General features: G+C 38.2%; 23 protein-coding genes. 10 read left to right on the top strand and 13 right to left on the bottom strand.

Annotated features, from left to right (window positions below):
• Nucleotides 1-5 precede the first annotated feature (5 nt).
• Together H7A25_06165 and H7A25_06160 are read right to left on the bottom strand one after the other, a co-directional pair.
• Entirely contained in the window at nt 6-671 is a 666-nt protein-coding gene (locus H7A25_06165) for a prolyl oligopeptidase family serine peptidase (protein ID MCP5499468.1), read from the bottom strand.
• Between the two features lie 83 nt (nt 672-754).
• Nucleotides 755-1576 (bottom strand): thioredoxin family protein, encoded by an 822-nt coding sequence (locus H7A25_06160; protein ID MCP5499467.1) that lies wholly within the window; start codon nt 1574-1576, stop codon nt 755-757.
• Between the two features lie 90 nt (nt 1577-1666).
• Here H7A25_06160 and hisE point away from each other — a divergent pair, with 90 nt between their 5' ends.
• Nucleotides 1667-1948, top strand: a complete 282-nt coding sequence (hisE, locus tag H7A25_06155; GenBank protein ID MCP5499466.1) for a phosphoribosyl-ATP diphosphatase — start codon at nt 1667-1669, stop codon at nt 1946-1948.
• Between the two features lie 66 nt (nt 1949-2014).
• Here hisE and H7A25_06150 read toward each other — a convergent pair whose 3' ends face one another.
• Nucleotides 2015-3319, bottom strand: a complete 1305-nt coding sequence (locus tag H7A25_06150) for an AAA family ATPase (protein ID MCP5499465.1) — start codon at nt 3317-3319, stop codon at nt 2015-2017.
• Entirely contained in the window at nt 3316-4080 is a 765-nt protein-coding gene (locus H7A25_06145) for an alpha/beta fold hydrolase (protein ID MCP5499464.1), read from the bottom strand. Before H7A25_06145 ends, H7A25_06150 begins: the two co-directional genes overlap by 4 nt.
• A gap of 131 nt (nt 4081-4211) precedes the next feature.
• Between H7A25_06145 and H7A25_06140 the strand changes: the two genes are divergently transcribed.
• The gene (locus H7A25_06140) at nt 4212-4715 is read left to right on the top strand and encodes a hypothetical protein (protein MCP5499463.1); all 504 of its coding nucleotides are present in this window, start codon (nt 4212-4214) and stop codon (nt 4713-4715) included.
• Here H7A25_06140 and H7A25_06135 read toward each other — a convergent pair.
• Complete coding sequence (locus tag H7A25_06135; GenBank protein ID MCP5499462.1) at nt 4712-5509, bottom strand: inositol monophosphatase; 798 nt, start codon at nt 5507-5509, stop codon at nt 4712-4714. The two genes, H7A25_06140 and H7A25_06135, sit on opposite strands and share 4 nt — an antisense overlap.
• Nucleotides 5510-5723: 214 nt before the next feature.
• On the opposite strand from H7A25_06135, the gene H7A25_06130 reads away from it, so the two are divergent.
• The 4 genes from H7A25_06130 to H7A25_06115 all read left to right on the top strand — a co-directional run bounded on the left by H7A25_06130 (nt 5724) and on the right by H7A25_06115 (nt 9961).
• A complete protein-coding gene (locus H7A25_06130; GenBank protein ID MCP5499461.1) occupies nt 5724-6107 on the top strand; it encodes a chemotaxis protein in 384 nt (127 codons plus the stop codon).
• 175 nt (nt 6108-6282) lie between these two features.
• A complete protein-coding gene (locus H7A25_06125) occupies nt 6283-7209 on the top strand; it encodes a COX15/CtaA family protein (protein ID MCP5499460.1) in 927 nt (308 codons plus the stop codon).
• 2 nt (nt 7210-7211) lie between these two features.
• Nucleotides 7212-8084 (top strand): protoheme IX farnesyltransferase, encoded by an 873-nt coding sequence (cyoE, locus tag H7A25_06120; GenBank protein MCP5499459.1) that lies wholly within the window; start codon nt 7212-7214, stop codon nt 8082-8084.
• 14 nt (nt 8085-8098) lie between these two features.
• On the top strand, nt 8099-9961 hold the full coding sequence (locus tag H7A25_06115) for a sulfatase-like hydrolase/transferase (protein ID MCP5499458.1): 1863 nt from the start codon (nt 8099-8101) through the stop codon (nt 9959-9961).
• Between the two features lie 95 nt (nt 9962-10056).
• Here H7A25_06115 and H7A25_06110 read toward each other — a convergent pair whose 3' ends face one another.
• Nucleotides 10057-10353: a DUF971 domain-containing protein gene (locus tag H7A25_06110; GenBank protein MCP5499457.1), complete on the bottom strand. Its 297-nt coding sequence runs from the start codon at nt 10351-10353 to the stop codon at nt 10057-10059.
• A 1-nt stretch (nt 10354) separates the two neighbouring features.
• Nucleotides 10355-11287: an RluA family pseudouridine synthase gene (locus H7A25_06105; GenBank protein MCP5499456.1), complete on the bottom strand. Its 933-nt coding sequence runs from the start codon at nt 11285-11287 to the stop codon at nt 10355-10357.
• Between the two features lie 206 nt (nt 11288-11493).
• Between H7A25_06105 and H7A25_06100 the strand changes: the two genes are divergently transcribed.
• Entirely contained in the window at nt 11494-12279 is a 786-nt protein-coding gene (locus H7A25_06100) for an OmpA family protein (protein MCP5499455.1), read from the top strand.
• A gap of 46 nt (nt 12280-12325) precedes the next feature.
• Here H7A25_06100 and H7A25_06095 read toward each other — a convergent pair whose 3' ends face one another.
• The 6 genes from H7A25_06095 to H7A25_06070 all read right to left on the bottom strand — a co-directional run bounded on the left by H7A25_06095 (nt 12326) and on the right by H7A25_06070 (nt 18511).
• Nucleotides 12326-13522: a hypothetical protein gene (locus H7A25_06095; GenBank protein MCP5499454.1), complete on the bottom strand. Its 1197-nt coding sequence runs from the start codon at nt 13520-13522 to the stop codon at nt 12326-12328.
• 53 nt (nt 13523-13575) lie between these two features.
• Nucleotides 13576-14454, bottom strand: coding sequence for a hypothetical protein (locus H7A25_06090; GenBank protein MCP5499453.1), 879 nt, complete (start codon nt 14452-14454; stop codon nt 13576-13578).
• Between the two features lie 84 nt (nt 14455-14538).
• The gene (locus H7A25_06085) at nt 14539-15006 is read right to left on the bottom strand and encodes a hypothetical protein (GenBank protein ID MCP5499452.1); all 468 of its coding nucleotides are present in this window, start codon (nt 15004-15006) and stop codon (nt 14539-14541) included.
• A complete protein-coding gene (locus H7A25_06080; protein MCP5499451.1) occupies nt 15006-15320 on the bottom strand; it encodes a hypothetical protein in 315 nt (104 codons plus the stop codon). The genes H7A25_06085 and H7A25_06080 overlap by 1 nt, the downstream gene beginning before the upstream one ends.
• Entirely contained in the window at nt 15317-16483 is a 1167-nt protein-coding gene (locus H7A25_06075; protein MCP5499450.1) for an NnrS family protein, read from the bottom strand. Before H7A25_06075 ends, H7A25_06080 begins: the two co-directional genes overlap by 4 nt.
• Before the next feature lie 57 nt (nt 16484-16540).
• The gene (locus H7A25_06070) at nt 16541-18511 is read right to left on the bottom strand and encodes a bifunctional aldolase/short-chain dehydrogenase (protein MCP5499449.1); all 1971 of its coding nucleotides are present in this window, start codon (nt 18509-18511) and stop codon (nt 16541-16543) included.
• Nucleotides 18512-18575: 64 nt separating this feature from the next.
• Between H7A25_06070 and H7A25_06065 the strand changes: the two genes are divergently transcribed.
• The 3 genes from H7A25_06065 to H7A25_06055 are packed head-to-tail and all read left to right on the top strand — an operon-like array spanning nt 18576 to nt 20571.
• A complete protein-coding gene (locus H7A25_06065) occupies nt 18576-18731 on the top strand; it encodes a hypothetical protein (protein MCP5499448.1) in 156 nt (51 codons plus the stop codon).
• Nucleotides 18728-19597, top strand: a complete 870-nt coding sequence (locus tag H7A25_06060) for a hypothetical protein (protein MCP5499447.1) — start codon at nt 18728-18730, stop codon at nt 19595-19597. The genes H7A25_06065 and H7A25_06060 overlap by 4 nt, the downstream gene beginning before the upstream one ends.
• Nucleotides 19598-19605: 8 nt before the next feature.
• Nucleotides 19606-20571, top strand: coding sequence for a DNA-protecting protein DprA (locus H7A25_06055; protein MCP5499446.1), 966 nt, complete (start codon nt 19606-19608; stop codon nt 20569-20571).
• Nucleotides 20572-20579: the final 8 nt, after the last annotated feature.

The raw sequence follows: 20579 nt of genomic DNA, 5'->3' as shown, positions 1-20579 counted from the left end.
CTCTATTACTTCTCAGTTTTTGGAAGCTTATATTTCAGTAACCAGCGATACAGCTCCGGATTCTCATAGGTTTCTTCCCAGGAATTGTGTTTTGCTTCCGGATAAATGGTAAATATAGTATCCTCTTTTCCGCAATCTTTTAGAGCCTTCACCATCTCTTCCGATTTTTGGAGAGGTACTACTGTATCTTTAGCCCCGTGAAACACCCAGATAGGCTTATCTTTCAAAACACAAAGATTCTCTGTTTCTCCACCACCGCAAATGGGGTTGAAGGCAGCAAAACTATCGGGATATTTTTTTGCCATAGCCCAGGTGCCGTATCCTCCCATACTCATGCCACTCAAATAGATCCTGCGGGGATTTATTCGATACGTTTGTTGTATCTCATCTATTAGTTCTTTGAGTTCGTCTATTCTATCCGGCCACCAGGAACCCTTGGGACACTGAGGGGCCAAAATAATAAAGGGCTCATGGAAGTTTTCTTCCCGAATCATCTTTGGAGGGCCATGTTTCTTTAGAAGTTCTAAATCGGCACCTCTTTCACCGGCTCCGTGTAAAAAAAGCAATAGAGGCCATTTTTTCTTGGATGTTTCATAGGTATCGGGTAGATAGAGAATATAAGACAGAGGCTTTTTTTCAAACTTGTTTTCAACAAAGGTTTCGACTTTCATACTTCTGTAAAACAGACTCCTGCAACATTGGAAAAAACTAATTAAAGATAATATGAGAATTACCTTGTATATGAACTTTTTCATTAATGTACCGGTAAACCATTTAATGCTTCGTCAATTTTTTCTTTATCTTCCTCATTACCGGTTAAAGTATTTGCTGAATGAAAATCGGCTTTAGCTTCTTTATATTTTCCTAATTTATTGTATGCCTTTCCCCTGTAGTACAGGCTGGCTGTATGATCCCGTTTCGGATACTGTTCCATGTAATAAGTCCAGGTTTTTACTGCCTCTGAATAGTTGCCGCTTTCAATATCAATAATACCCATGTTATACAAAGAATCGTGTTTTTGTTCCGGATATTGGCTGCTGTCTTTAGAGCCATAGGAATTATAGAAATACTTCTTTGCTTTTTCCTTTTCGCCAGAACGATAATAATATACACCCAGATTGAAGTTATTTACCGTATCATCCGGCTTGTCCTTTAAACGCCCTAAAAGAACCTTTTCCGTGTCCCTGTATTCATAAGCTTCTTTCATCTTTTTAACCAGCATATCCTCAGACGGAAGACCTGTAATCCTGCCGATAAGATTTCCACTTTTATCTAAGAGTAAAACAGTCGGATAACCTTTCACCCCATAATGGCTAACCAGGTTGGGAAATTTTTCAGCATTCAAACGAACGGGAATATATTCTTTTAGTGCTTTTTGCACAGGTTCCTGAGGGAAAATTTTTTTTTCCAAAACTTTGCAGTATCCACACCAGTCTGTGTATAAATCCAATATAATAGGTTGATTTTTTTCTCTGGCTTCCTTCAAAGCTTCGAGAATAGAAGTTTTCCAGGGGATTTCAGCAAAGAGAAAAGAAGGAAACAAAAAGATTGTCAGTAGATAAAATATTTTTTTCATAGTATTAAACCATTTCGTGCAGTTTCTTTATTAGAGTCTTTCTCGCAGGGGTTTATCGTAAATTTTTATTTTTCATCATCGGGAGCAATCATGGATTTTTTATCAGAATTAGAAGCACTTCTACAGAAAAGGAAAGAAGAGTTACCGGAAAATTCTTATACCTCAGGGCTTTTTAAGGCAGGGGTTGATAGAATTTTAAAGAAAATTGGAGAAGAAGCGGGAGAAGTAATTATTGCCGCTAAAAATACGGACAGAAAAGAGCTTACACATGAACTGGCAGATCTGCTGTTTCATATGCAGGTTTTAATGGTAGAAAAAGAACTTCCCTTTCAGGAAATCATAAACGAACTCAAGAAAAGACATTCGAAATAAATTTTCTTTACGGTCGCCAGTCGAGCCCATAACGACTCGCCTGCGATTAAAAAATATTTTTGAATTTTAACTCTGTAATGACAGGTGCTGTGGTAGAGGACTTCTACTCTGATAGTAGATTTTTCTCGCCTGTACCGATACCATTTCTAATTCCGGATAACGTAGGGCCGTAAGTCTTCCACCGTAAACACAACCGGTATCTATATCTATGGTTCTGTTATACCATTCAGGTTCGAGAATAGGTGTATGTCCAAACACTACCCTCGCTTTTCCCCGGTAGTTTTGAACCCAGGAGTATCGAACGGGCATTCCGTATTCATCCACATCATCCGAATTTTCTCCGTACATACAAAAGTTTCGTACACCCATAGAAGTTCTTCCCTGCATTTCTTCTCGCAAGCCCGCGTGGGCTACCACCAAATTTCCATGGTCAAATACATAGTGATCACTCAGACGGCGAATAAACTCAACCACCGAATTTCGAAACTCTGCACTATAGCCTGAAAGTTGTTCTATTGTATCCTGTAAGCCACCCCGCAATCGGCTATCTTTCCCGCGCAGATAATAAAGAAGCTTCTTCTCATGATTTCCCAGAACACAGTAAGCCATATTTTCATTTACCAGATCCATTACAAAGCGTAGAACCCGAATGTTTTTCGGTCCTTTATTTACCAGATCTCCTAAAAAAACGGGAATTCGATTTTCGCTATGGCGTATAGAAAAACTTTCTTCGTTACCATGAATATTCAATCGTATCTGATAACCCAGCCTGTGTAAAAGTTCATATAATTCATCGAAGCAACCGTGTATATCTCCTATAATGTCAAAGGGGCCTTTCTCTTTTCGGCGATTATTTTTCAAGGAAAACTTTTCGAGGCTCAATTCGGAGAGTTCTTCAGGAGAAGTAAATCGATAGATAAACGAAAAACCTTCTTTTTTTAGAACTCTGAGAGAAAATTGCAGATCATCAATTTGCTTGCGTATAACTTCAGAGTCAACAATTCTATAAGTTCTTTCCTGGTTTCGCTGAATACATTTGTCTTCATTGAAATCTAAAATAATCGCAGCCGTTAAAAAATGATACTGACGACTTATTTTCAGTAAAGGTCTTCTGGCTTCCCGTTTTACATTGGTGGCATCAACCACCGTAAAAAGCCCCCGCTTCAGACGCATTTCGACCAACCTGTGAAGAACTTCAAAAGCATCGGTGCTCGCTTCCTGATCGCTCTCATCATTTGAAATAACAGCCCGGAAATGATCGGAAGAAAGGATCTCATAGGGATCAAACAGCTTTTTAGCCAGGCTGGATTTACCGGAACCGGAAGCACCTATGAGAAAAACAAGACAGGTTTCTGGAAGACGGATCTTCATTTTAAAAGAAAATCCTCCACTATTTGCAGAAATTCCGAGCTATGACTATAATGAAGATAATGCTCGGCTCCAGGTATGGTCTGAATTTCCACATTCGGGAAATATCTTTTAATGTTCTGTTTATCGTTTTCTTCTACAAAAAAGCTCTTTTCCCCCAATACAAACAGACTTCTTCCGGAAAAATAGGGTTCGGAAAGCTCTGGAAAAATAAAACGATCCGGAGTATTTCGAATAGCATCCACATTTATTTTCCACCGATACCCCCTGCTTACTTTTTCGAGATTCATCTGCAAAAATTTCCGAATAAACTCAGAACTTAAAACTTTTGACATATCTTTATCAAGAGCCTCGCGGGAATGGTATTGACTCACGTCCATAGAAAGCGCAGTAAATTCAGAACTATAATCCAAACTATAGCTTTTGGGAGCTATATCTACTATAACGAGTTTATCGATCAGGGTGGGAAATTGATTGGCAAAAAGGATAGAAACGAGCCCCCCCATAGAATGACCTATAAGACTTGCCCTGAGAAGCTTTTTTTGGGAAAAAAATTCTTTGAGGTCCAAAACCATATCTTCAAGGCGATGACTTATATCGTGTGGAGATTCCCCATGATTCCGAAGATCCGGAGAATAGACCCGGAAATGATTGGAGAGAGCTTTTGCATTACTAATCCAGTTTCGAGACGAACCAAATAGTCCGTGAAGAACTATCAGCCCGGGACTCTTTTCATCTCCTATCTCCCTGCAAAAAAGCTCCATATTTATCAGTTTTTTTTAAGAAGTAGTTTTTTTTATAGCAAAAAAACTTTGAACCTTTATTTTTCCGGTAAGTAAGCGAACCATCGCTGCTTCGCTTATGATTTGACTACACTGCTTGCGAGGTAAGTCGTATGAATTATAGAAATAAATTCCTGATTTTTTGCCTGTTTCCTTTGTTTTTAGGGGGAATTCATATTGAAAAAGGAAAATTAACCGAGCAGAAACTTCCCCTGCGCTGGATAAAGCAATTAGGAGAAAAGAGTTTTACTGCTTCTAATGGAGACATTTTACAGGCCTGGACAGAAGTTTCGAATGATTACAAACAAATTCGGATTTATGCCCGCTACCACCGCATCCACCCTTCCGATAAACTTGAGATTGTATTCTTTAAATGGGAGAACCTGGAGAAGCCGGGAGATGAGAGAATTCATGAATTTCGGTTTAAACCCCTATTTCGAAGAATATTTGATTATCGATATCTGAGTACGAATTACCGGGATTTTGTTGAGAAAAAATACCTGCGGGATGGGAAATGGAAAATCAGTATATTAAATGAAGAAAAAAAAGTCGTCATAGAAGCTGAATTTCAGATAAAACCCGAAGATTTCCTGCCCGCAGAAAAGAGGGAGAATTAAAGAAGTTTTCCTAACTCGCTTAGCATATCCTCGTGTATTTTTCCATTAGAGGCAAGAATGGTGTTTCCATAATGGTTAAATTTATCTCCAAAAAAATCACTGAGTTTACCACCTGCTTCCCTGATAATTAGGCTTGCGGCGGCTGTATCCCAGGGTTTCAGGTTTTGTTCCCAGAAACCATCAAACCTGCCTTCAGCAAGCCAGCAGAGGTCGAGGCAGGCAGAACCGGTTCTTCTGACTCCTCTCGATTTTAAAAGAAAATGTTTAAACTTATTTCCAAGTCCTTCAATATCCTGCATTAAATTGTAAGGAAAACCGGTGCAAAGTAAGGAATTTATCATTTTTTCTTCTCCGGAAACTGTAATCAATTTACCGTTTTTAAAAGCACCCGAACCTTTTTTTGCATAATATACATCCCCCAGGGCCGGAGTCAGGACAATTCCCAGAACTACTTCTTCTGTCCGGGTGTCTTCGAGTCCGCAGGCTATGGCAAAAAGGGGAAGTCTGTGGGCAAAGTTAGTTGTGCCATCTACCGGATCAATAATCCACTTGTAGCCCCCTTCTCCTCCTATTAAACCAGTTTCTTCCCCTAAAATTTTATCTTCCGGAAAATATTTTTGAATTTCCTCAATGATCCTTTTTTCAGCTCCGAGATCGGCTTCGGTAACAATATCAATATCTCCTTTCTTGGAAATACTAAACTCCACTTTGGACTGTATCTCAAGAACAAAGCTGGCTACGGAAGGTAAAAAAGCGAGCATGTGTTCAAAGCGTTTTTCAATCTCAATACTCATAATTCACCTGTATTTTTAAAAACCGCCTGGATCAATGGAAAAAAACCAGAAATTTCGTAAATTCCTGCTTGTAACATATCCTTAAAATTGAAGAGATGTGCTTGAGGGCTTCAGGAGCGGCTTCTTAGGAGAGGTTTACAACCATATTGTAATTGACAAAGGAGAGCCTTGAAAAAGAGTGGTCGTAAGCTCAATAAAATTAGAGGTAATCAAAATGGAAAAGCAAATTATGGACTTACTAAATGCAGGAATCGGTATCTTTCAATCAGGAAAAGATGGCCTTTTAAACGCCAAAGCTGAATTAGAGAAAATCTATGGTGATATGAAAGCTAAAGGTGAGCAGGATAGTTCTGAAAATGCTGTTAAATTAAGAGATACACTGGATAAAATCATTGCTGACATTAAAGACTTTACAAGTGTTGCCGGCAAAAACTATGAAGAAACCAGAGCCAAAATCGTAGAAAACTTCAATAAAATCACAGAAGAAATCAAAACAAAAATGCCAGAAGGTAAAATAGAAGCAGTGAAAGAAAAAATTCAGGAAGTTTCTGAAAGTATTAAAAAAGCCACTACAAAAAAAGAAGAATCCGCCAGCTAATTTTTCTTGGTTTATACTCAGATTTTTCATTGCCGTTTCTTCCTATTCAGGATGAAGCGGCTTTCTTGTTTCAGGAGCCTGGTATTTTTTTTGTTCTTTCATTCCTTTTACTATACACAAAAACTATCTAAAAAAATCTGTCAAATAAACCTAATTTAAAAGAGAAGATAAAACCATGGCAGAACATTCTTTTCCGGCTCAGGCTAAAAAAATCTACAGAATCACTTTCCTCTTATCTATTCTTATTTTCTTAAATATTCTTTTTGGCCCGCTGGTAAGGGCAACTGATTCCGGGCTTGGCTGTCCGGATTGGCCTTTGTGTTATGGAAAAGTAGTTCCTCCCCCTAAACTCACAGCCTATATGGAAGTCGGTCACAGGTTCTATTCGGGGATCATTTCCTTACTTTTCGCCTATATTCTTTTTTTCATTTTTTCACATAAAATACTTAGAAATAAATTTGGGATTATGGCAGGACTTTCCTTTTTGGCTCTTATCTCCCAAATCATCTTAGGTGCCTTGACGGTTACCAGGCTGCTGGATCCAACTACAGTCAATCTACATCTATTAAACGCAGTTTTATTTTTTTTCTTCCTTGTGAATCTTTCTTTAAAAGCGAAGGATGAAGTTGAGGGAATAAAAGGTCCCAATAAAAATCGTCTTTTCCTTCCTTTTAACTCAGGTCTTCTCCTTACTGTTTTTAGCGTGTATCTCCAACTTTTTATGGGAGGAAGAGTAAGCTCTAATTATGCGGGACTTGTTTGTTACGAATGGCCAACCTGTAACAATGGACTCTGGTTTCCCAGCTTTGCGGGACCGGTAGGTTTTCATGTACAACACAGGCTCATGGCATATTTTATTCTTCTTTTAATTTTCCTTCTTTTTGCATTTGCGAAGAAAAACAAAACCTCCTTTTCTAATCAGAGCCTAAAGTATCTCAATTTTGCAGTTCTGATAGTTGTTCTACAGGTTATATTAGGGATTTTAAATGTAATATTACGCCTACCCATCCTCCTTACAGCTCTTCATTCCGGGCTTGGTGTTCTACTATTTATTATGGTATATATAGCTCTCTATCACAATTTAAAGGAGCAGCAATCTTGATTATGTTACGTTATATCTCTATCTGGAATAAACTTCTAAAACCGAGAGTGTCTTCTCTCGTCCTGATTACCGTTTTACCCGGTATTTATCTTGGTTCCAATACACGACCCGGTGCCGGTTTTATTTCCATTGTTCTTTTTGGAACTTTTTTAATGTCCTCTGCATCTTTTATGTTGAATCAGTATATAGAGAAAGATCTGGATGCAAAAATGGAGAGAACAAAAAACCGGCCACTTCCGAGCGGTGATATACGTCCGACTACAATTGCTATAGTTGCCTTCTTGTTTATTGTATCTTCTTTTTTTCTTTTATATTATTATGTAAACCTCTTAACTGCTATTTGCGCTTTTGTATCGATGTTGTTTTACATTTTCATATATACTATTTTGCTAAAACCCAGAACGGATCAGAATATTGTTATCGGAGGCATTGCCGGTTGCGTGGGTCCTCTTATTGGTTATGCTGCCAGCACAAATAGCCTCCCCCTTCCCGGCTGGATACTTTTTCTTATCATTTTCTTTTGGACTCCTCCTCATTTCTGGGCCCTTGCAATTTTTCTAAAAGAAGATTACGATGCAGCTAACTTCCCTATGATGCCCGTTATTAAGGGAGTTGCCATCACCACCCGTGAAATTTTAAAATACACCCTCTTATATATTGCCTGTTGTATCGGTTTTTATTTTACAACTAATCGAGTGGGCTTCTTGTATTTAGGTTTTTCTATCGTACTATCCTTATACATGTTGTATATGTCGATTGATTTATATAAAAAACAAACCAAAGCGCTGGCAAAAAAATTCTTTTTCTATAGTATTGTACATCTTTTTGCAATCAATATAGTTATCATTATAGACTTTCTTTCATTTCATTCTTAGTGTATGGAGCATACATGAAAAAGCTAAATATTACCTATATATTATTGATTCTTATTTTACTATTTCTGGCCTTATCCTATGAATACTGGCAATGGATAGAATTACTATCTTTTCATAAGGTAAGTTTACCATCCCTGTATTTCCCGGTAAGTTTAAGTATAGCCTATTACCTATTACTATTTGCTTTTTTTCTGGTATTTTTTTCTTCACGCTACCTTATCATTTTTTCATTTTTGCTTCTTCTCTTACATACAATTATATCGACGAGTGAGTTTTTTCATTTTTTTCAGTATGGCGTATATATTAGTAAAGAAGGACTGGAACTTTTTTTACAAAGCCGTGGAGAAGTAAGTCATATGATTAAAACAGGAATAGGAGAAGCGCAGAGAGGTCTTATTATCCAAGTAGTTTTAAGTAACCTCACCTGGTTTTCAGTTTTTGCACTTTATGTTTACTTATCTAAAAAATTCACTAAAGATTTCCAAGAGAAAAGAAATTTTATCTTTCATCAACTTGGCCTGGCTTTCTTCTTTCTTTTTATATGTATAAGTATTTTTTTCTATAACAAAAGTCTTGCCAATCCTACTATAGCAAAAGAAATGAAGACTTCCGGGACAATCGCATCCCATATTTATGTTGCGGGACTCGGACATTTAAAACTGGATGCAAGTGAAAGCGGGAGTACGGATGTTCGTCCGGAAGTTTTTATTGATAAAACAAGCTTCCCAGGTCCAAAGCCAAATATAGTATTGATTCTTATGGACTCGATACGTGCCGATCACCTCCCGGATTACGGTTATCATCGAAACACAACTCCCTTTATAAAATCCATGTCCAATGACTTTATAAAAGTAGATTATTGTTATGCCCAGGCAAATGCCACTGCCAAATCATTTCCTTCTCTTATCCTGAGTAAATATCCGAGAATGGATAAAACAAATTATAACTGGGGAATCTTTAAGCAGGTTGAGAATGCAGGCTATACCGTTGCAGTTTCGAGTTCTATGGACCTGCACTGGGCTTCTATCATTCGTTTGTTCCAGGAGAAAAGTGTAAAACGAGTTTTTCACGCAGGTAAAGTTTCAGAGAAACATTATATCTGGGGGCATAACAAAGAAGCTACCTATAACTATGGTGTTGATGATGGCTTTAATGTACAGGAAGTTAAGAAATGGTTAATGGATCTACCCAGGCCATTTTTCTTGATTGTTCATTTACACTCGGCTCATTATAGCTATGAGGTTCCGAAAAAATATGAAGTTTTCCAACCCCTGCCCCGGTACCGGGCAGCACCGCCCTGGAAGCCCATGGTCAATGCCTATGACAATGCCATCTACAGAGTAGACGATGCCGTTCGAGAACTCTTTGATTCTTTCAAAGAACACAAGCTGATGGATGATCTGGTTGTAGCCATAACAGCGGATCACGGAGAGGCATTTGAAGAACATCCCGGTTCTTTTTATCACCAAACTTCGGTTTATGAATCTCAGGTTCGAGTTCCCCTATTCTTTTATATTGGAAAAAATATGTCCAGAACCAAATATATGGTCTACAAAGGAAGCAAGAGAATTGCAGGTCTTGTGGATCTTATGCCTACTCTTTTCCAAATTTCCGGGATTTCCCTGGCTCCTCAATTTGAAGGAGTGCCTATTTGGGGAGACAGTGCCAAGTCTTTCGAAACTATGATTTCCTATATGATCCGGAGAGAATTTGGAATTCGTATGGGAAAATGGAAATACATTAAAAAGTTCACACAAAACCAGGTAAAACTCTTCGATATAGAAAAAGATCCAAAAGAAGAAAATAACCTATCTAAAGAACATCCGGAACTGGTAAAACAATTTGAAGAAATCTATAAGAAGAGTCGAAAGTTTTAGGTTTAACACGATGTCCACATAAACCTTGAGCTAAAGCTTTTAGATACACCACTTCTACGGTTTATAAGCCATTTTATACTCTCTTATTAAAAGATCTAACTTATAGTTGAAATCTCTCTTAAATGATCATAAGTGTATATCCCTGAATCATGGTTATCAGACCAGGTGAAATTTAGTGCATAGCGCCCTACTTTTCTATAAGCAATCAGGGAAATAGATTCTATATGCCCTGTAGCAGAGCCAATTTCTCCACCATGTCCTCCCCGACAACTTGCACAGGGACAATTTTTTCGTAGTTCCAAAAGTGAATATTCGGAACGAAAACCATCTTTCCAGGTGATATATAACTTCTCTGAATCGTATTTTATATCCTGCGGAATAGTAGCTAACATATTACCTCAACTCTGAATCTTTTTCAAACTCTATAAAATTAGAAGGAAAAGGAAGCTCAATTTCGATTTCTTCTCCCGTAAAGGGATGTTGAAATCTGAGTTTTTGAGCAAAAAGTAAAAGTCCGTATTTCTTAAATTCATCTCCCGAACGGGAGTATAACCTATCACCCACCACCGGACAACCCAAACTCTGAAAATGAACCCGTATTTGATGGGTTCTACCGGTCTCAATCTCAGCCTCGGCAAGGCTGTAATTTCTTCCTTTCCGGGATGAAACTGTTTTTAAGATCTTATAATTCGTAATAGCTTTTCGACCATCTTTTCGAATGCACATTTTTAAGCGTTCAAGCGGATGACGACCTATAGGAGATTCTACTCTTCCACCGGATTCTCTCGGTGCCTGTATAAGCCAGGCGTAATATCGTTTATAAACCGTTTTTTCCTGAAACATACGGGAAAGGGCAATATGAGCCCTATCATTTTTTGCTACAATCATAAGCCCTGAAGTTGGTTTGTCGAGACGGTGGACAATGCCCGGCCTATCCTCTCCTCCCACAGAAGAGAGATTTTTAAATAAAAAGAGAAGCCCATTCACAAGGCTCGGTTCTGAATCACCAGGGCCCCCGTGAGACGCCAGACCTGCCGGTTTATTGATAACCAAAAAATCTTCCCATTCCCGGACAATCGGGATTTGCATTTCTACCGGATTTAAGCCGATTTCTTTTTTCCTGGGAATATGGATTTCAAACTCATCCCCCGAATTGACGATATAACTGGCTTTTACAGCCTTCTTCGCCGGTATCTGGAAAATATTCCCGGATTTAATCCATTTCTGAATACTGGTTCGGGAAATATCATCCCCCGTATAAGCGGAAAGGAAGCGATCCAGGCGCATTCCTGCAAATTCTTCGTTAACTATAGTTTTTAGAATCATATTTTCTATTAAAAAAAATAAAATCTTGAAAGGTTTACCGTATTTCTTTACATTTGATAAGACAGGTACCCGGCTTATTTTTTATGCCATACCTGAAAATATGAGGATAATTTCACATTTTTTCAGGATAAGAAAAATTTTTATATTTTTCTTTTATTCCTCAAAATGGGTATTGTCGAATACACACAGTATTAAGGACGAACATTATGAAACAAAAAAAATATCTTAGTATAATCTTAATAATCTTTATTACTATTTCTCTGGGCTTTTGTAAATCCTCAACCAAAAAAGCAGACAAACCCGGTGAAATTGATAATAAAGAAAATACAGGTACAGAAGGTAAAACCGAAGATTCCAAAGATGGTAATGAGGTTAAAGAAAGAACTAACGAAGCTACTGATAAAACAGATACTAAAGAAGGTACTGAGGGTACAAAAGAAGACGGTTCTACCAAAGAAGGCACCGACCTGACCGATGTCATTCCCGGCAATATCAGTAAAGAAGTTCTTGAAAGAGTAAATACCAAGCTTGAAAAACTGAGATATCCGGATGGTGAGGTAGTAAAAGGTTTTGGATATAAAATGGTAAGCCTTCCCAGTAAAGCCCTTTTAAACCGCTGGGTAAAAGAACATAAAGATGAAATTAACCTTGCTTTAAGTAAATTACCTAAAAAATATAAGCTGCAATTAAAAGGTCATACCGATGCTTCCGGACCCAAAGATGCTGAAGGTTCAAAAAAAGGAAATATTTATTACTCTAAAAAAAGAGCAGAAGCTGTAATGAAAGCTCTGGTAGATGCAGGATTCTCATCCGATAGAATGGTTACAGTTGGAGTAGCCAGTGATGAACTAATTCCCGATGTAGATGATAGAAGCGCCCTGCAAAGAAGAGTCACATTTAAAATTATCGATACAGAATCCGGTGGTGGCGGTTCCGAGTCCGACTCCGAAGGAAAAGAAAGCAATGTAGATGAAGGCAAAGAAATAGACTAAATTAAATATTTCAAGAGGGTTTTCGGCCCTCTTGAATAAGCCTTTTTCAAGTATCCAACAAAAACTCATTCAGGTTTCTTCTGGGTGAATAGAATCTATAATCACTTTTTCCTACTCTCACTATCATCTGGATCTTTTCTTTTTCTTTCACCTCCATAAGGGTATTAAACTCAGAAAAAAGCTTTTCCATTTCCCGGTATTCCTGTAGTATTTGACTCATAGGACTCATGGCAAAACCCATTGCATACGTGGCGAGGTTCAAACGTGCATAATCCCTTCCGGAAAGAACCCAGTCCAGCATCTGATTATTTTTTGTCTTTAAGTAAATAAAAGCAGGACTACTTTCTAACTGGGTTTTAAATGCAGATAAACCGGCCTCGATATTACTCTTGCTGTACCAGCTTTCTTTTCCGGGTTTGAAAAAAAATGTCTCGGCAAAAAATAATTTTAAGCCGCTAATACCACTACCTCTTAAGGAAATGCCATCTTTTTTAGAAAAAATTTCCTCGTCTCCATATCGAAACCAGATACGACTTTCTTCACTTTTTTCCGCACTTATCATTTCTATTTCAAAGGCAGAATACAGGATGCGTTTTAGAACTTCTTTTTTCGACTCATCCAATATCGGCCTGAGCTCTGAATACGTAGAACCCATGACCTGCTTCAAACTCAGGAAGTCGCTCTCAGTAAAATTACCTGAGTAAACAGAGCGATTTGTAGTTCTTTCAGCAATCGCCTGAAAAAGTCTATCCTCTTTGAAATCGATTTCGGATTTTAATAATTTCAGAATTGCCACCGGTTTTTTTCCACAATCTTTTATCCCGTATTCGCCCGTAGGAAAATAATCCAGTTTAACTTTGTAAGATTTTTTTTCGGCCGCCAGACAAAATTGCTCGATAAAACAACCGGCTCCGATATGAATTTGACGTGCAGGAGGGTCCGTTTCGGGCAGGAGTCTCTTTTCATCAATAAAGAGCTCCAATGTATCCTCTCCTATAAGTCGAAACTTCCAGGCCTGGGTGTTATGAGGATTCGGAGCATAGATACCGGAGCGAAGGAAAGAAAAGATATCAGTCTCTGAGTTCTCTTTTTCTATCCGTCTATAACTTCCGGGAGAAGAACAGGAGAGTAGAAAGTCGGATGCTGAAAAGACAAGACCTGTCTTAACTACTGTTTCTATGAAGGCTTTTCGAGAAAGCTTTTGAGAATGATTATGATTTGGCATATTATTGTATGACTTCATACAACAAGCCTAAAAAATAAATAAGTAAAAGACAAACAAAAAGTAGTAAAAAGTTAATAGACAGATTCTTTTTGTAAAAGAGAAAAACTCTTCTTAAGAAAATCCTGCATTTCTTCTTCTTTTCTTTTGTAGTCTTCTTCCCCTTCAAAGGCTACATAATTACATGTAAAATCCCCTGTAAGCAAATTAAGTCGAAAAAAATGATTCATTAATCTCTGCAAAGGCTTTAGTTCCGAAGCATGAAAAAAGTACCTTGCAGAGTCCCTATCCTGCCAGGAAGTAAGACCTTCGCCGATTTGCCCGGCCCTGAGTATCATACGCTTTGTACCTGGATTCTGAGAAGAAGGAAGTAAACCGAGTTTATCTTCTATATATTTCAAAGCTTTTCTGGAAAGTTTCTTTCCTACAGCTTCTACATAATAACCACTGAAATTACCCAGCCCGTAAACAATGATTCCATCCCAGACAGAAGTATAAATCAACTCTGAAAAAGTATTCTTGTAGGAATAGAGTTCATGTCGATTGTCCTCGAGCTGTACGAGAACTTCCGGGTCTTCTTTATGGTTTAGCTTCAAAAACCAGCCTATCATGCCCTGCTGTTCACTGAAAATACTCAAAACCTTCCTTTTCGCAAACAGTTCGTTATAACGTAAAAGGCGGTTATACACAGCCTCCGGAACATCTTCCGGGTCGGGTAGTTCATCCCAGCTGGAATGATTGCCAAATTCCTGTAAACTCTCGGAATAATCTATCAAAGAGTGAGACAGGAGTAAATCTTCACGGTTTTCGAGAGCATACCACTCCCGAAGAGCCTGTGGAAATTGTATATCGAAAAGTGACTCTTTTTCATCCAAAATTTTGAGGTTCTCTTCGTTCCATTCAGGCTTTAGGCCTGCAAGTTCAAATGCGTGTTTATGATACTCTAGTTCCATATCAGGAATATTACCGAATAGTTACAAGAATTACAAAATTTTCATAAAAAGCAAGATTTTTTTCTTTTACAAAAATTTGATTTTTTATTTTTGAAGCAGTTCTGAAAGCGGGATTTCTGTTCGATTTTCGGTAGAGTTTATTGGAATTCCATAATATATGTATTTTATTATATTCACAGAAGATACAAGGCTAAAGTGTTCGAGTTCCACCGCAGTGACTGCTCCTTTTTTATGATAAAACTGTTTATCTCTATCCATACAGAGATAAACAGATAGACAAATAATTTTGTATTCATATAATTTTGTGTAACTTTGCAGCGGTGTCGAATATAGAGTCATTTTTAAATTCCCTAAGAAAATCGGAAAGCGGTTACGTTTCTTCTGACTCGCATCAAAGAGGTTTGTATTTTTCTTGTATCGGAAAAGAGAGGTATTGTCATAGTAATAATAACCCAATCGTTCATCTGCCGGTGGTGGCATGTAGTTATCAGTAAAAGAAGGGATATAGGAAGAAATAAAAAGACCATATAAGAAAAATATGGGATCAAACATTATTTACTTCCATAGACAATGAGAGTGGTTTTGGAGTAGAAAAATAAGATACTTTGAAAACGATACTCTACAGCGGATACGGTTTTTATACCTGAATTCTTGGCGGCTGTAGACACCCTCGTATCCCCGATACAAACAAGGCTCAAATAACAGGCACCTTCAGTAGAACCAACTTCCTCTCCCTGCGGGATATTAAATAATATATGAGTAGAAGAGAAATCATTATAAAAGTAAGTTCCACCGGTTCCGGGCGGTACAGAGACACAGGAACTTAGAATAAAAAAAACAATAAATATTAAATATAATTTCATCATGATTCTGCATCCATTCGTTTCTTATAAAGAATGGGTGTAAAGCGAATCAAGTAAATCATAAAAGCAAGAGTCCAGAAACCACTCGAATAGTGTAAACTCTTAAAATAGATTTCGTTAAAGAAAAGAGGAATGATAGTTCTGAGTATAGCTCCAATTTGCACGCAGGCATACATAAACAGAATCCATTTATCCGCGTGTATAATGCGGCCGCTGTGACCGAGAGCAACTCTCGTCATCATTCCTATGGCAAAAGTACCGAGAGCTCCTGTAGAAAAAAAATGCAGAGTAACCGGACCCGGATTTTGAAAAGCTTTTCCATAAAAACTTAAAAGAAGGTGTAAGATAAGCCATAAATAACCAATATGTAAGATTAGAAGAATCGGAACTTTAATGGTCTTCAAAGGTCTCCAGTAGAAAAATCTTATAGAGTTCATAAGTACAGCGAATAAATATAAAATTGCTTCTGTAAAAGCCGGAAGCACTGTTATATTTGCAAAGATAAGAAAAGAAACGGAAATGATGCTTCCATATTCAAGTAAGAGCGGAACCTTAGGACGAAAGCCAATTCGTTTTTCCATGAAAAAGGGAATAATTCTTCCTGTAATCACAACAATAATAATTCGGAGAGAAGATACAAATAGCTCTTTCGCAAATAAGAGTCTGAAAGCATCTTTATATATTCCGGAATATATATATAAAAACTTGGCAAAAAAGAAGAGGATAAGCCAGGGAAGAAAAATGTTACGATTTTTCGTGTTTGTTTTTAATTGAATCGTTAATATAACTAAAAATAAGAGAGGAAAAGGCAGAGAAGAAATTACATAAACAGGATACGGTAGATGAGGTATCAAAAAGATAATCCTTTCTAAAAGCCAGAACAGGCTGAGAAAGAAAAGAGGATAACCTGATACGGCAGGACTGCCCGACCAATTAGCAGAAGCCGTAAGCAAAAAGCCTGCCACCAGGGCAGAAGCGAAACCCGAATACATCTCGAAACCGTGCCAGTCCATAGGTGAAAAGATTCCACCGGGGAAGGCTGTTTTCCCGGTATAAAAGGAAACCCAGAGAGCCGGCATAATAAACGCAGAAAGGGCAGCGAAAAAAAACATAGAACGAAAGCCGAGAGAAAAGAAAGGATGTGTCTTCAATTTAATAAGAAACATTTTTCTTTTCTTATCCTATGTCAAGAGATATTCTTGTATCCTCGGCTTCTTTCAAATCTATAAAACCCTATCATTCCCTCCGTCTATAGGAATCTGGGCCGCGGTAGTTTTAGAAAAAGTAGGGCCGCAAAGCTCTGCCAGTAACTCTGCCACATCTTTACTTTTTATTTCAGTTTTTAATATATTATTTTTCTTATATTCTTCCACGCTTAAACCATATTGCTCGGCTCTCGCTTTTAGGACTTCATCCGTCCAGATGCCCGTATCAAAAACAGAATTGGGATGAACCGAATTGATCCGTATATTATCCTGTCCCCATTCGAGAGCAGTTACCCGCATGAGTTGATTCAGAGCTGCTTTGGATACCGAATAGGCAGCAGCCCCGGGTCCCGGAGCCGGAACGTTTTTAGAACCCACTATTGCGACTCTTCCTCCCCTGTAAGAAAGTTTCAGGAAGGGATAGGTTTCTCGAAGAATACTGAGGTTGGCATCTAAATTTATGCTCATAGTTTTTTTCCAATCAGCGGTACTTAAGGTTTCAATTCTTGAACTTTTCGGAAATATTCCTGCATTTAATACAAGCATATCAATGCCACCAAATCGTTCCACTCCCTTTTGTAGAGCTTTCTTAAATTGTTCTTCTTCTGTAAGGTCGCAGGCTATCCCGATGTACTCAGGTCTTTTATACAGGGTCTCCACGCTTGCTTGCAGATCGAGTCCGATTACAGCTGCACCTCTTTTTAAAAAAGAATCTATACAGGCTTTTCCGATGCCGGAAGCAGATCCTGTAATTAAAACTACTTCTCCGGAAAAAATAGGGGGAATTATTCCGGAACGTAACTTGGCCTGCTCCAGATCCCAGTATTCCATGTCAAAAATATCTTTTTCGGATAAGGCTTTATAAGCTCCTAATAATTCAGAACGTTCGATTATATCCATAGTATGCCGGTAGATATCGGCTGCTATAAAAGCTGCTTTTGCATTCTGTCCTGCGGTGCAGAGACCTAATTCCGAGTCAAGAATGACACGGGGAGATGGATCCAGCATGGTTTTTCTTTCTTTTGCATGGGGCTCATTCGTTTCAAAATAGGTTTTATAATTCTTTACAAATGAATCCACATCTCTTCCGATAAGAGGAATACGCTTCGTGCGGATAACATGATCCGGGGTTGCAGGTCCCTGTGTAGCGATTTTTTGCAAGTCCGGTCTATTCGTAAAATTCAAACATCTATCAGATCTATCGGAATAAAGAATCATGGCAGAACCCGCGGTTTCGGATACTTTTTTACGCAAAGAGGCCAATTCGAGTCCTATGAATTTCTTTTCATAATTATTGGAAGAACTCAGGTAGTATGCATTTTTAGATTGCAAATAACTCTCTGCCAGAGAAACCAGGTGAATCATCCTTTCATAAGATTCTTTTGCTGTATCTCCAAAGCTAAATACTCCGTGATTAAGAAGTATCATTCCTATAGTAGAACTTTTACTTTCTTTCCGGTAAAGTTCGTTACAAAGCCTTGCAAGGTCAAAGCCGGGCATAATATAGGGAATAATAACAACAGAATCACCATATATATCCTGTATTTTTTCTTTTCCATTCTCTGTATTGGTAATACTTACTACTGCATCGGCATGGGTATGGTCCACGTACTTAAAAGGAAGGATGGCGTGCAGGATAGCTTCTACCGAAGGGGAAGGAGCAGAAGCGCGGGTCATGTGGGTTTTCATTTCGTTGACCATTTCCGGATCGGATAATTCCGAAAGTCCGGCAAGTCGTATTAAATGCTGCAAGCTGACCGGTGAAAAACCGGCTTCTTCGATACTTGCCAGATCCCAGCCGCTTCCTTTTACATAAAGAATCTCTTCTTCTTCGGAAAAAAGATTTTTCTCTTTTATTTTGACGGAAGTATTTCCTCCTCCGTGTAAAACAAGGGTATCGTCCGCCCCTAAGAGTCGGGTTGTATAAACTCGTAAACCCAGGTCTCCCTTAAAATTTTTGGCATCGTCATCATTCCATAGACTTTTCATAGAGTTTATTTCTTTGGATAGTCAATGCCTGTCCAGAAGTTTTTGAAAGAGTTTTTATCCGGGTATGAAAGAAAAAAAATTCCATGAATTATCCCTTTTATCCGGTTTTGAAGAAACTCTTAAAAAAGGGAAAGAGAATTCCACTTCAATTTTTATTCGCTTAAAAAAGAATGGTGAAAAGATAATCCATACAGATTTCTTCGGGAGTTTATGTTCATGAAATTTATTATAAACCTCATCCTTTTGTTTAGCCTTCTGTCCTGTGAACGCTTACAGGATTGGGGAAGAAAACGTACCTTACGAAAACTTCAACCCAAGAAAATAACAGAGAAAGATATAGAAGAGTGGAAAGAACGTCTGAACATGACCGAAGGGGAAATAAAACTCCTCGATAGAGAAATCCACAAACTGATAAAGAAAACAAACAAAGCCGGAAGTCTCTCCTGGAGGATTGCCAGGGCCTATATGCGAATGGGGAATTACGAAATGGGAAGTATTTATTACACCCAGTCTCTCAAAGAAGATGTCGCTAAAAAAGACACGCAGGAAAGCTTAATTCATAAATACGAAACCTCTTTAGCCTACTGGGACAAAACTTTGCTCTATAAATCCCTGAACGAACAGCTTTTATATGAGGCGGGCCTTGCCTATGCAAATGCAGCGAGAGACATGGGTTGGGAACCCAAGCGAACCGAAGTGGCTATTCAAATTTTTGAATCTTTACTGGTAAAAAGTCCTGAAGATAACCGTTATCCATTCGAGTTAGCCCTGATTTACTTCGGCTCATCTACCGGCAGGCAGGTTTTAGGAGAAGCTTACTCGGATAGACCTCAAAAAGCCATATTTCTCCTTGATGGAATTCTAAAAAAGCAACCGGCAAATTTACCGACAAGATTTGCCAGGGCAAATTTCTTATATAAGTTAAATAGGGTTTCGGAAGCCAGAAATGAGTATATGCAAATTAAAACCCTGATTGAAGAATTACACGGTCGAAAGGTAATCAAAGGTAAGTTAGAAGAATATGAGTCTTATAAAAATGTATTAAAAAATCTCGACCAAATAAAAGAAAGAGAAGGAATGAAATGAAAACAAATATGCAAAATCTTTACCCCTTAATATATTCTTTTTATGGAATATACGAAGTAGTTTACAAACAAAATCTACATTTAATTGCCCGGTCAATTGAAGAACTGGCAGAACTGGCCCTATCCCGCTTGCAAAAAATCAAAAGAGAAAAATACTTACAAATTGCAAGTGAAGTCTACGAAAAGTGTAAGGCCCTAAATTTATCTTTTATAGATTACTATGATACGTCTTATCCTCCTCTTTTAAAAGAGATTTACGACCCTCCTATTGTTTTATTTTACAAAGGAAATAAAGACTTATTCCTGAAAAACTATGTAGCAATTGTAGGAACCCGTAAACCTTCCCATATATCCAGACTCGCCTGTCATTTCCTGCCTTCTTACCTCAGGACGAAAGGTTTTGAGGGTCTTGTTTCCGGGATGGCCTCCGGCATAGATAGAGCGTCTATGTTGGCAGCTCTCGAAGGGGACATGCCCGTAATAGGAGTTCTCGGAACGGGTCTGGATAAGGAATATCCATCCTCCAATCGCGATCTGTATGAAAAGATGAATAAGAGTAATTCTTCCTTGCTCATCAGTGAAATGTTCTACGGAGAAAATACAAACCGCTGGTCTTTTCCGAGAAGAAACCGCATCATTACAGGGCTCTGTTCTTCGGTTTATATTATGGAAGCCCCGGCTAAGAGTGGAGCTATTTCCTCTGCTTACCATGCATTATCTCAAAATCGTGATATATACATTTTTACTCATCCGGAACAAAAGAACAATGCAGGAGGAGAAAAGCTACTTTCAGAGGGAGCCAATCGGGTTCAGATTGAAAATATAGGAAGTGGTTCTGAGCAAATTTTACATATCAGTGATTTAGTCGGAGAAGAATACTGTCGGATACCTTCCGAGTTGGCTTCTGTAGTTCAAAAAGAAATGCAGGGGAAACTTCAAAACCTGGGAGATGGATATTATCGAAAAGCATCATAAAACATTTG

Source organism: Leptospiraceae bacterium, assembly GCA_024233835.1.
In the GTDB taxonomy this organism is placed as follows: Bacteria; Spirochaetota; Leptospiria; order Leptospirales; family Leptospiraceae; genus JACKPC01.
Note: the sequence above shows the minus strand (reverse complement) of the source record. Positions and strands in the feature narration are given on the sequence as shown.